The 12,428-nt window shown below is 28.8% G+C and carries 12 protein-coding genes and 1 other annotated feature; all 12 genes read right to left on the bottom strand.

What is annotated here, in order from left to right:
- Window positions 1-577: 577 nt before the first annotated feature.
- On the bottom strand, window positions 578-1,840 hold the full coding sequence (locus tag ASHG_RS05425; RefSeq protein WP_040398044.1) for a glutamate-5-semialdehyde dehydrogenase: 1,263 nt from the start codon (window positions 1,838-1,840) through the stop codon (window positions 578-580).
- Complete coding sequence (gene proB, locus ASHG_RS05430) at window positions 1,809-2,603, bottom strand: glutamate 5-kinase (protein WP_040398046.1); 795 nt, start codon at window positions 2,601-2,603, stop codon at window positions 1,809-1,811. The genes ASHG_RS05425 and proB overlap by 32 nt, the downstream gene beginning before the upstream one ends.
- A 508-nt stretch (window positions 2,604-3,111) precedes the next feature.
- Window positions 3,112-4,218 carry a 5-methyltetrahydropteroyltriglutamate--homocysteine S-methyltransferase gene (locus tag ASHG_RS05435; protein WP_040398048.1) on the bottom strand — a complete coding sequence of 369 codons (1,107 nt, stop codon included), beginning with the start codon at window positions 4,216-4,218 and terminating at the stop codon, window positions 3,112-3,114.
- Window positions 4,219-4,313: 95 nt separating this feature from the next.
- Window positions 4,314-4,538 (bottom strand) — a binding site (T-box leader).
- Between the two features lie 55 nt (window positions 4,539-4,593).
- A complete protein-coding gene (locus tag ASHG_RS05440; protein ID WP_040398049.1) occupies window positions 4,594-5,769 on the bottom strand; it encodes an iron-containing alcohol dehydrogenase in 1,176 nt (391 codons plus the stop codon).
- 113 nt (window positions 5,770-5,882) lie between these two features.
- Window positions 5,883-7,307, bottom strand: coding sequence for a PTS sugar transporter subunit IIA (locus ASHG_RS05445; RefSeq protein WP_244264251.1), 1,425 nt, complete (start codon window positions 7,305-7,307; stop codon window positions 5,883-5,885).
- 19 nt (window positions 7,308-7,326) lie between these two features.
- Window positions 7,327-7,704, bottom strand: a complete 378-nt coding sequence (locus ASHG_RS09350; protein WP_244264252.1) for a PTS sugar transporter subunit IIBC family protein — start codon at window positions 7,702-7,704, stop codon at window positions 7,327-7,329.
- Between the two features lie 18 nt (window positions 7,705-7,722).
- On the bottom strand, window positions 7,723-8,472 hold the full coding sequence (locus tag ASHG_RS05450; protein WP_040398050.1) for a DeoR/GlpR family DNA-binding transcription regulator: 750 nt from the start codon (window positions 8,470-8,472) through the stop codon (window positions 7,723-7,725).
- Entirely contained in the window at window positions 8,472-9,518 is a 1,047-nt protein-coding gene (locus tag ASHG_RS05455) for a glycerol-3-phosphate dehydrogenase (RefSeq protein ID WP_040398051.1), read from the bottom strand. Before ASHG_RS05455 ends, ASHG_RS05450 begins: the two co-directional genes overlap by 1 nt.
- 226 nt (window positions 9,519-9,744) lie before the next feature.
- A complete protein-coding gene (locus ASHG_RS09355; protein WP_244264253.1) occupies window positions 9,745-9,900 on the bottom strand; it encodes a hypothetical protein in 156 nt (51 codons plus the stop codon).
- A gap of 172 nt (window positions 9,901-10,072) precedes the next feature.
- Window positions 10,073-10,576, bottom strand: a complete 504-nt coding sequence (locus ASHG_RS05465; protein WP_040398053.1) for a hypothetical protein — start codon at window positions 10,574-10,576, stop codon at window positions 10,073-10,075.
- On the bottom strand, window positions 10,566-11,216 hold the full coding sequence (locus tag ASHG_RS05470; RefSeq protein WP_040398054.1) for a YveK family protein: 651 nt from the start codon (window positions 11,214-11,216) through the stop codon (window positions 10,566-10,568). Before ASHG_RS05470 ends, ASHG_RS05465 begins: the two co-directional genes overlap by 11 nt.
- A gap of 9 nt (window positions 11,217-11,225) precedes the next feature.
- Window positions 11,226-12,344: an EpsG family protein gene (locus ASHG_RS05475; protein ID WP_040398056.1), complete on the bottom strand. Its 1,119-nt coding sequence runs from the start codon at window positions 12,342-12,344 to the stop codon at window positions 11,226-11,228.
- Window positions 12,345-12,428: the final 84 nt, after the last annotated feature.

The following is a 12,428-nucleotide window of genomic DNA, read 5'->3' on the forward strand; positions in this document are numbered from 1 at the left end:
CCCCTAAGAACCCCCATCTTTATAACCCCTTAACCGGCCCTTGCAGGGAGCAAAATTAGAAAGAAACTAAAGTTTCTTTCAGTTTTAAATTGTTTATCCAAATTTTTAAAAGAAGAAAAGCCCAAAATAAATAAATTCTAAGTTCATTAAAAGAGAAAAAATAAAATCACTACCGTTCAAACAATTTTTTCTCTAATAATTCACTTGAATTTATAGTTATTTTTAAATAGCTCTTAAACTTCAAAAACTTGAAAGAAGCGTTAGCTTCTTACAAAACCAGCTCCATGCAATGGTCGGTTGCAGGGGGGCAAAAAAGTGGGGGTTTTAGGGGATATAATTATCTTGAAATTGTTCCAGTGGTACAATTTCAATAATTATACCGCGGAGATTATTCGTAGTTTTAATTTGAAATTGAATTTTGATTTAAGATTTTTTTAAATTTAAAAATCAAGTTAGCGTGGAAAAAGGGGGAGAATCGAAACTCCCCCATTTCCTCCGCCCTAACATTACGAAGAATTAATTAAATAAAATAATTTGTTCTAAAACAAAAACTTTCTAAAATAATCTTTCAAAAAGATTATTCCCTAATTTGCCCTTTACCCAAAATCACATATTTATATGTTGTAAGTTCATTTAATCCAACTGGGCCCCTTGCGTGGAGTCTTTGGGTTGAAATTCCTATTTCTGCTCCAAATCCAAATTCTGAACCGTCTGTAAATCTTGTTGAGGCGTTTACATAAACGCAAGCTGAATCTACTTCATTAACAAATTTATTCGCCCTTTCTATTTTTTCTGTAATTATTGCATCTGAATGTCCTGTCGAATATTTATAAATATGATCAATCGCCTCGTTTATATTTTCCACTTCTTTTATTGAAAATTCATAATCTAAATATTCTTTTCCATAATCTTCATCGCTTGCAGGAATTGCACCTTTTATTTTTCCTATAGAATTTTTACAAGCATGAACTTTTAATTTGTATTTTCCAATAATTTTATTTAGTCCATCATAAAAACTTTGGTCTATATCCTTGTGAACGACTAAGCTTTCAAGAGCATTACAAACGCCAATTCTTTGAGTTTTGCCGTTTTCGAAAATCTTCAATGCTTTTTTTATATCAGCATATTTATCAACATATAAATGACAATTTCCTACTCCAGTCTCAAGGGTTGGTACACTTGCATTTTTTACGACAGCATTAATTAAAGATGCAGATCCTCTTGGAATTAATAAATCTACATATCCATTTAATTTCATAAGTTCAGTTGATGAATCTCTTGTAGTATCATCAATTATTTGTACAATATTTTCGTTAAAGCCAGACTCTTTTATAGCTTCTCTTATGGCATTTGCGATTGCAAGGGAAGAATTTATTGCTTCTTTTCCACTTCTTAAAATTATGGTATTTGAAGATTTTATGGCAAGAATTGAAGCGTCCAAGGTTACATTTGGTCTTGCCTCATAAATCATTGCCAAAGAACCTATAGCAACTGATTTTTTTCCAATCAAAAGTCCATTTTCTAAAGTTCTAACATCAGTCATTTTTCCAATTGGATCAGGAAGTTTTATCATTTGATCAATTGATAAAATCATTGAATCAATTCTCTTGTTATCAAGCTTTAATCTATCAAGAAGACCTTCTGCCATATTATTTGAAAGACCATTGTCATAGTCTTTTTTATTAGCAATAAGTATATTTTTTCTATTATTTTCTAAAGAAATTTTTATATTTTCTAAAATTTTATTTTTATCTTTTGTTGAAAGCTTTACAAAATCTTTTTTCGCTTTTTTGGAAAGCTCTCCCATCCTAGTTAATTTTTCTTTTAAAGATTGTTCCAATTTCTTCACCTTTCACAATTTTTCTTATATTTTTCAAATCACTTGAATTAGCAATTACTGTATCAATTCCTTTTTCCATACAAAGATTGGCAGCATTTATTTTTGTCGCCATTCCACCTGTACCTATATTTGAGTAAGAATCTTTTCCCATAGCTCTTAATTTTTCATCAATTATATTTACTTCTTTTACTAATTTTGCATCCTTATTAATTCTTGGATCATCAGTATAAAGTCCATCAATATCTGATAAAAGCATTAATAAATCAGCATCTACAAGTCTTGCAACTACTGATGAAAGTGTATCATTATCTCCAAAATCTATTTCGTAAGTTGAAATTGTATCATTTTCATTTACAATTGGAATAACTCCCATTTCCAACAAATCATTAATGGTATTTTTAGCATTTACATTCATAACCTTGTTGGTTTCTACCATTCTTGTAAGAAGAATTTGTCCTATAGAATATCCATATTCTGCAAAAGCTTTTAGGAAAGTATTCATCAAAGTTACTTGACCAACAGCAGCTGTGGCTTGTTTTTTACTTATATCATTTCTAGGTCTTTTTACATTTAGTCTATTTGATCCAGTTGCTATAGCTCCTGATGAAACCAAAATCACTTTGATTCCTTTATTTTCCAAATTTACAATTTCCTTGGCCAAATCTTCTATTCTTTCGATATTTACTCCACCGTTTTCGTGGCTTACGGAAGAAGATCCGACTTTTATAACTATTTTTTTTAATTCATTACTAAATTCTCTCATATTTTTCACCATATTATATTTTATAAGAAAACACAAAAATAAGCAATTTAAAACACCCAATTGCAGGGTGGTATTTGAGAAGAAATATTAGAATATTTTAATTGCTAAAGCTTAAATTTAATTCTACTTATCATTTTTTAAGAGATCTCTCCACACTAAAACCAATTTGCTTTGCAAATTTCCCCTTGATTTCACCTAGTTTTAGGGATAAATATGCCAAATCAAGGCATATTTATCAAGTCGAGATGGGTTATTGCGGTATGTTTTTAATTGCTGAAGTTTAATTTTTTTATTATCTTTCAAATTTAAAAAAATGAAATTTAAGCATTATATTAGTTTATTCTTCAGCTATTAGTTCCATATAAAAATTAACCCATCTCGAGCGAATGTAATGAGTCGAGAGATCTCTTTTATTTGCTTTTCTTATTAATCTATCTTCCCTAGAATTAACTATATACAAAAATTAAATTAATATATATAAAAATTAAATTATCTCCTAGTCAAGTATCTACAAAACTTCTTCAGCTACTTCTTTTATTAGGGCAATTTTTTTCCATTGATCTTCTTCTGTAATTTTATTTCCTTCTTCTGTTGAAGAGAAACCACATTGTGGGGAGATTGCTATTTGGTCCTTATCTAAATATTTTTTAGCCTCATTAATTCTAGCTATCAAATCTTCTTTTTTCTCTAAATCTGCCCTTTTACTTGTAACTAGGCCTAGGACAACTTTTTTTCCTTTTGGAACTTTTTTTAAGGCCTCAAATGATCCTGATCTTTTATCATCATATTCTAAGAAGAATCCATTTACATGCTCATCTTTTAGCAAATAATCTGCGATTTTATCATAACCACCCTTAAAGTGGAAGGCTGATTTATAATTTCCCCTACAAATATGGGTTAAAACATTTAATCCTTCTGGTGCCTTATCAATTGCCTCATTATTTATTGTCAAATACGTCTTCTTTAATTCTTCAACGTTTTTGCCGTCTTTTTCATATTCTTCTATTGCATCATCATCAACCAAGGCTCCCCAAGTGCAATCATCAATTTGAACAGTTTCACAACCTAAATCATGAAGTTCTTTGAAAAATTCTCCATAAGCCTTAGCCACATCTTTTATAAAATCATCTTCGTTTTCATAAACCCCGCCTTCTCCAATTTGATTATAAACTGTTCTTAATAATTGGGCAGGAGCAGGTATGGTTTGTTTTGCTTTTATGTCATTTTCTTCAAATTTTTGTACGTATTTAAAATGTTCTAAAAATGGGTGGTTTGTACCTAAAATTTTACCTACAATTTTTACAGAGTCTGGCCTTAAAACTTCTCCATGAAATTTTATTCTCTTATCTTCTTCTAGGGTATATTTTTCTATTCCATTTAGGCCCCAAAAAAAGTCATAGTGCCACCAGCTTCTTCTAAATTCACCGTCTGTTATAAATTTAAGACCAGCCTCTTTTTCCTTTTCAATTAACTTTTCAATTTCTTCATCTTCAATTTTTTTAAGGTCAATTTCCTTAATTACTCCCTTAGAAAAATCTTCTCTTGCTTTTTTTAATCTTTCTGGTCTTAAAAAAGATCCTACAATATCATATTTGTATGGTGCTCTTACTGTCATTTTTTTCTCCTTAAAAATATAAATTTTTAGGCCTGAGTTAAAATCTGGTTGATAATTTTGTAATAAAAAAGTCCTTATTATAATCAAATGATTATAATAAGGACGAAAATTCCGCGTTACCACCTTAATTGCATAATATTTTATGCCACTTATCAGATACATTCATATCCTATCTCTATAACGGGAGATCCCGTCTTGTCCTAAATATCGAACAAGCCCATCAGAGGCCATTTTCGTTTTTGCTTTGTTTTATTCCATCTCAGCTTACGGAACTCTCTTTGAAAACTCTACTAAACTACTTTTCTCGTTTTATGGTTTTTTATTCTTCTAACTTGATACTTATTCTAGCAGGGATTTTTTCTTTTGTCAAATTTTTTAATCTTCAAGGCACATTTCATAAATTTTTCTTACATCAGCTGGACTAAGTTCAATAAATCCATTGATTTTTCCTTTTTCACCACACGCTTTTTTGCTCATTTGGTCAAAATATTTTTCATCAATATTTATTTTTTTAAGATTTGAATCAAGTCCTAAAGTTTCGAAGAAAAATTCTTTTACTTTTTCTATTGCTTTTTTGGCAACTTCCATTTGGTCAAGATTTTTGTCAATATCAAATACATTTACTCCCAAATCATAAAATTTATGAGCAGTTGATTCATTTAATACATATTCCATCCATCTTGGTGTTAAAATTGCAAGACCAAGTCCGTGAGTTATATCATAAAAGGCTGAAAGTTCATGTTCAATTGGGTGAACTGTCCACTCAGATTTACTTGATGATGATACAAATCCATTAATTGCCCAAGAAGAAGCCCACATCAAATTTGCTCTTGCCTCGTAATTATTTGGATCTTTTACAGCAATTGGTCCATATTTAATTACAGTTTTCATTAATGATTCCATCATTCTATCAAGCATATACATTGATTCATCTTGGTTAAAATAATTTTCAAAAATATGAGACAAAATATCACTTGATCCACAAGCTGTTTGATATTTACTTACTGAGTAAGTTATTTCTGGATTTAAAAATGAAACTTTTGGTCTTGTATCAGGGTGACCTGATGAAAGTTTTTCTTTTGTTTCAGGATTTGTAATTACTCCTCCATTATCCATTTCAGATCCTGTTGCAGCCATAGTTAAAACTGATAAAAGTGGAATTGCAGGACTCATTGGTTTTGCTTTAGAAATAAATTCCCAAGGATCAAAATCTGCGAGGGCTCCTGCTGCCATAAATTTTGAGGCATCAATAGTAGATCCACCACCAACAGCAAGAATTGCTCCTATATTATTTTCTTTTATAATTTCAACACCTTTTCTTACAGAATCAATCCTAGGATTTGGTTCAATTCCTGAAAGTTCAAAGATTTCTACTCCAGAATTTTTAAGTTCTTTTACTACCTTGTCATATACACCATTTTTTTTGATAGATCCTCCACCATATGTCAAAAGAACCTTATTTGAATATTTTTTAACTTCTTCTCCCACAAAATCTAGGGCGTCTTTTCCAAAATGTATTTTTGTAGGAATACTATAAGTAAAATCTAACATAAATCCTCCTTAATTTTTCATCTAATTTATTCTTACCCAAATTATAAGTTAAAAATTTTTATCAATTAAAAAAGGCATATATAGCAAGTAAGATTCTATATATGCCCTTAATTTTATTCTAGTACTTTTTTAATTTTTTCCTTATCAGCGAGTTCTACTATTTCTTTTACTTTTTCTTCAGTATCAAATTCTGTAGCAATTTTTGATAAGATTTCTAAATGCTCGTCTCCTTTTCCAGCTATTCCTATCACTAAATATACTTTTTCATCATTCCAAGTAATTCCGTTTTTATTTACTATAACAACAAGTCCAGTATTTAAAATTTCTGACTTATAATCATAAGCTCCATGTGGAATTGCAAGACCGTTGCCCATATTTGTGTGGAATTCTGATTCTTTTTCTTTCATTCCATCTAAATATTTTTCTGTTGTATAGCCACCTGATACAAATTTTTGGTTGATTTTTATGAGGGCGTCTTCTTTTGTTGTAATTGAATTATCAATTATAATATTATCATTTGGTAAAACTTCCAAGCTTGTTTTTAAATCTGATCTTTTTTCATTTAATAATTTTACTACATCATCAAATTCTTTTGGGTTTATATAGGATGATATTATAATTCTTGTTTTATTTGGTGCTTTTTTCTTAGCAGCTTCTGCTAATTCTTTGTGAACAACTATAAGATCAGCATCATCAGGAATTGATTGGATTGATGTATGGATTACGTCAATATCAAAGCCTTCATTTTTTAATCTTTTCTTTAATGATGAAGCTGTCATTGCGCTTGATCCCATTCCAGCATCACAAGCTACTACGATTTTTTCAATTTCTTTTGAAGAAATTTCATTTCCAATATTTTCATTTAAATTTTCACTTGTTTCTTCTTCATCACCAGTATAATTTTTGTAATATCTTTTTACAAAGATACTTGCAACTAAGAAAGTTACTATTGTAGCTGATAATACTACAATTAACATAGCTAAATATTTTCCCTTAGGTGTCATAGCTATTACTGAAAATATTGATGCAGGTGATGGAGTATAAACTGTTCCGTAATGTAAAAGTTGCATTACAATAATATTTGTAGCTTGTCCTGCAATACAAGCAATTAATGTTAATGGGTTTGATAAAACATATGGAAAATATATTTCATGAATTCCACCCAAAAATTGAATAATCATAGCACCAGGTGCTGCTTCTTTCATATTTCCTTTTCCAAATTTCCAATATGCAAGTAGTATTCCAAGACCAATTCCTGGATTTCCAATTATCATAAATAATGGTGAATATCCTACTTTTGCAACTTGAGTTAGGCCAAGAGGTGCCATTATACCGTGGTCGATTGCATTATTTAAGAATAATACCCTACCAGGTTCTATTAATAATGAAACAAGTGGTAAGAATCCTTTGTTCATTAAATATTCAATTCCCCCAGCCATTGCATTTGTAACTGATACTACGACAGGTTCTATAAATAAGAAAGATAGAACACAAATAATTCCACCAAGAATTCCAAGTGAGAAATTATCAACTATCATTTCAAAGCCATTAGGAACTTTATCTTTTAACTAAATCATCAAATTTTTTAATTACTAAACCTGAAAATGGACCAATAATCATTGCTCCCAAAAACATTGGTATATCTGCTCCTACAACTATACCAAAAGTTCCTATAGCCCCTGCTACTGCTCCTCTTTTTCCATGTACAAGTCCACCACCACTATAACCAATCAAAATTGGTAAAAGATAATTTAAAAGTGGTATAATAAGTTTTGCTATTTTTTTATTTGGTGCCCAACCTGACTCTATAAAGATTGCAGTAATAAGACCAAAAGCTATAAAAGCTCCTATATTTGGAATTACCATTCCACTTAGAAACGACCCAAACTTCTGGAATTTATCACGAGTATTATTAATATTTTTTTCCCTTGCCATAATTTCACCTTTCAAATACTATATAATTTTTGTAGTTTTTATAATTTTTTCTCTATAATCTTCGCTTACCTTATCACTTATTAAATAATCAAAATCTTCAATTTTAGAAAAAGTAAATGATGAAACCTTATCAAATTTACTTGAATCTAAAAGCATTATTTTTGTTTTTGATGTTTCCATAAGTCTTTTTTTAAAGGCTGCTTGATTTTCATCAAAAGTTGAAAACCCTTTCTTTAAATCGAAGGATTCACAAGCTAAAAATGCCTTATCACAATTTATATTATCCAAAAAACTTAAAGCCTTTGGCCCATTGGTAGAATTTATATCTCTTCCAATAAGACCACCCACAAATATCAACTTGAAGGTAGAATTTTCTGATAAAAAATTTGCTATTGCAAAATCATTTATAATCAATGTTAAATTCTTAAAACTTGTAAGTTTTTTACATAGGGCAAAACTTGTAGTTCCTGAATCCAAAGCTATGGTGTCATTTTCTTCAACAAGCTCAATAGCTTTTTTTGCAATCATCATTTTTTTGTCAGTATTTATAATCTTTTTTTCACTAATAGTTTGATATTCGCCAATTTTTTTATTTAAAATTGCTCCACCATGTGTCCTAGTTAATTTATTATTTTCTTCCAAAAAAGTTAAATCAGCTCTGATTGTAGGCAAGGAAACATTAAATTTCCCTGCCAAATCAGCTACACTTGCTTCTTTTTTTTCTCTAAGGTAAGTTAAAATTTCGATCCTTCTTTGTTCAGTAAACATTATTTTATGTCTTCTTTATTAAATTTTTTCCAAGGTATATTTACTTCAGCACCATTTTCAATTATGTCATATACATGCATTAATAATGGATATTCTTCCTTATCAATTTTTCCGTTTTTATCAAGAACTGTTATAGCTTGACCCATTCTTTTTGAAATTACTACAGACTCTAAAGTAACTCCCTTTAGCTCTTCCATAGCCTCATCAAATGAAAGACCACGACCTAAAAGAGTTCCAATTTTTCTAGTTCTTCCACCAAAAACTGTTACATATAAATCTCCAACTCCAAGCTCAATTTGATTATCACTTCCATTTACAAATTCAAGTAAATGTGTCATTTCTCTTGTTGCTTGAGTAAATAGAGCTGCTTGAGAGTTATAATGAACTGCTCCTATACCTTCTCTTTTTACAGCAAGACCAACTGCCAAAGTTACAGCTAAAGCATAAGCATTTTTTAAAGCAACTGCAAGTTCAACTGCCCTTACATCTGTAGATGTTGAAATATGATAATAATCTGTTTCAAAAATTTCTTTAAAGAAATTTACAGTTTCTATATCTTCCCCACAATAACAAACAAGAGAATCATCTTTGTCTGCTAGTTCATAGGAAGTACAAGGTCCACCAACTGCGCAAATTTTTCTATCTATTCCTTTTTCTTTTAATTTATTTTGCCAATATTCTGGATAAGTTAACAAATTTCCTTCTTCATCGTTTATCATTCCCTTTGTAACAGAAATTATCGGAAGATTTGGATCGATTTTTGGAAAAATTTCATCTAAAATCCAATCAACACCAAAAGATGATACACCACAAATTACAGCATCTGCTCCTTCTAAAGCCTCATTCAATTCATTTAAATAATAAAATTTAGTGTTTTTATTAAGTTGTCTTTTTAAAGTGTTGTGATACGCTGTTTGTTTTCCTTCTTTGATGATATCATCATCGAGTGGAGATCCTACAAGTCTAATTTCATGGCCGTTTTCATTTGCTGGCATACTCATAGCTGATGCCATCATACCAGAACCTATAAAAACTAATTTTTTCATATTTTCCCTTCTTTCTTTGTTTATTTTTTATTTTTTCTTTTTCTTTCGTTAGCTTAATTATATTAGCTATAAACTTATTGTCAAATGTTTTCATAACTTTTTTATTAAAAATATTTATACAAGAAAATAAACAAAAAAAGACTTGCTAATCTTGAAATTAATCAAGATTTGCAAGTCTTTTCAATTATCAAAGAAAAATATTACAAGATATAATTTTTTATTAAAACTAACTATCTATATCTAAATCTTCTTTTTTCATGTAAGCTTGGTTTCCAAAATAATCTACCCTCACATAATCATCTTTTTCATTTGATATTATTTTTACGCTAGATCCTTTTTTTATTTTATCCCATTTTCTTAAAGGGTCTAATTTATCATACATAAAACAATCTCTTTTTACTACATACAAACCATCAATTTGAAATTCTTTTTCCTTTTTACTTTTATTACTTTGACTAATTTTTTCATTTTTAATTTCTAAGGGGTAATGATGATTTGTTTTTTTCTTGCATCCAGTAAGTGAAAATAATATTACTAGACCTAGGCATATTTTCTTAAATATTGTAAACCACCCCCACAATTGGGCAGGATAATTTTTTTAATTCTTCAAAACTTTCTTCAAATTTTTCTTTTTTACTTTTATTTTCTTTTACAAAGGCAATTTTACCATCTTCAAATTTTGCCATCATATATGAAATTGATTGGTAATTTTCTTCATTTATTAAAACTAAATCATAAGAATTTTTTATATCACCCATCATTTCTTTAAATTCTATAGAATTTATGATTTTTGCAATATCTTCTTCTATACTAATATTTAAAATTGACAAGTCTCCATCTTTACTAATTATTTTTTCAATATTTTTATCTATTTTATAATTATCTAATTTGGTGAAATCAATATATAAAGTAGATTTTATTTTTGCACATTCTTTTGCAATTTCTAATCTTTGACCTTCTTTTTTGCTATTACCTAAATTTATTAGGCCTAAAGTTTGTTCACTTTTGTTAGAAAGCTTTACTGCAATTTTTTCATTTACTAATTTATTATTTTTCATCAACAACTCCTAAAAGATCCACATCTTTATTATCAAAATAATGGTAAGATCTAATTCTTCCAGCAAAAAATTCTTTTGTTACTATAATTACAAGAGATAAAATCAAAGCCATAAGTCCTAAAAATATTCCTATAATAAGAGGTTTTTTGCTAGATGCATCTTCAACACTTACATTTTGTAAATTTTCAATGTTATCTTTTCCCAAAAGATTATTAACTTCTTTTTTAAATTCATTGATAATAAGGTTTACAACTTGACTTGTTTCTTTTTCTCCCTTATCCTTATATTCAAAAGTTATTATTCCAGCTGGAGCATTAATTTCTGTTTTTAAGTTATCTTTGATTTTGTCAGCTATTTCTTCATCATTCATTTTTTTTGCTACATTTTGATAAAGATCTTCTGAATTTAAAATTTCTCCATAGATATTGGCTAATTTTTCATTTAACATTAAAGTATTGTATGTTAAATCTTCTCCCTTATTTTCTGTTATAAGAATCGCTGCCTTTGCCTCATAAGTATTTTCTGTTTTAGAATTTGTGTAAAAATATCCAATAAGGAAAAATACTACAGCTGAAATACAAACATATTTTAAGTTATCTTTGATTATTTTTCCTATTTCTGACGATTTAATTTTTTCCATTTTCTCCCCCTAATCCTTCAGTGATAATATAGCTTGTTCATTTGTAAAGAAAAATTCATAACTTGGTGCCTTTGCCATCAAAAATATAGCATAAGGCAAAATATAAACAAAAATAGATAAGTAGACTAAAAAATGAACATACTCATCTTCTTTTCTAAGTTTTTTTACTAAAATTGGTATATAAAGCAATTGGAATATTCCAAAAAAGTTTGAAAATCTAAAAGCAATAGCTGTTGATGACCTAAATACCAACAAAACTATGGCACAAAACCAAATAGCTTTTATACTTATATCCTCAATTGACATTTTTTTTATTTGCTTTTTATTAAAATAAATTAAACTAGTAAAAAATAAAAACAAAGCAAACAAAATTCTAGGATCAACAAAGCTCATTTCCTTGGCAAATCTACCTTCAAAAGTGTAGTTCATAATCTTTACACTCATTGTGCCCATACCAATAGATCCTAAAATCTTACCTACAATCATTAAAACTTGCTTTGAAAATACAGAAATTAATAAACCAAGTCCTATTGCAATAATTTCAAATCTCTTGGATAAGTCTATCTGCATCAAGACAAAAAATGGCAACAAAATTACTGCCGATTTATGAAAAGAAAGTGCCAACAAAAGAGCCAAAATCGACTTAATTTTCTTATTTTTACTAAATAAATAAATGCTCAAAAAACCAAGTCCAATAGAACTTGCAGTTCTTGAAGTCTGCATATCAAATTGAATAAAAATCGGCAAAAAAATTATAGCCGACAAGAAAGGATTTTCACTTTCTTTTAAACAAATATATGCAGTAGGAACAATAGAAAGTAAATTCATCAAAATAATTATAGCTTGTCTAGAAATTCCCAATAAATTTATAAGATAAGATGAGATTCTAAAGCCTATTTCCACAGGATAAGAAGAAAAAACTTTAGATAAGTCTGTTCCAATATCTTTTGCAAAATATAGGTAATTATAATAATCTGCATCTCCACTTCCTCTAAGACCTGCAAATATAAAAAAGGCCAAAAACATCAGACCCGCAGCGTATTTTATTTGTTTTTTCTTATCAAAATCAACCATAGAATTAATAGCATACAAAGATAATTCTATAGTAGTAAACATTAAAAAACCCATTTTTACTCCTTCTAAGATATTATATCACAGAAAAAAATAATCATAGCATAAAATTAAAACAAAAGATTTTAAACACATATTTTC

Source organism: Anaerococcus senegalensis JC48 (assembly GCF_000321005.1).
GTDB lineage: Bacteria > Bacillota > Clostridia > Tissierellales > Peptoniphilaceae > Anaerococcus > Anaerococcus senegalensis.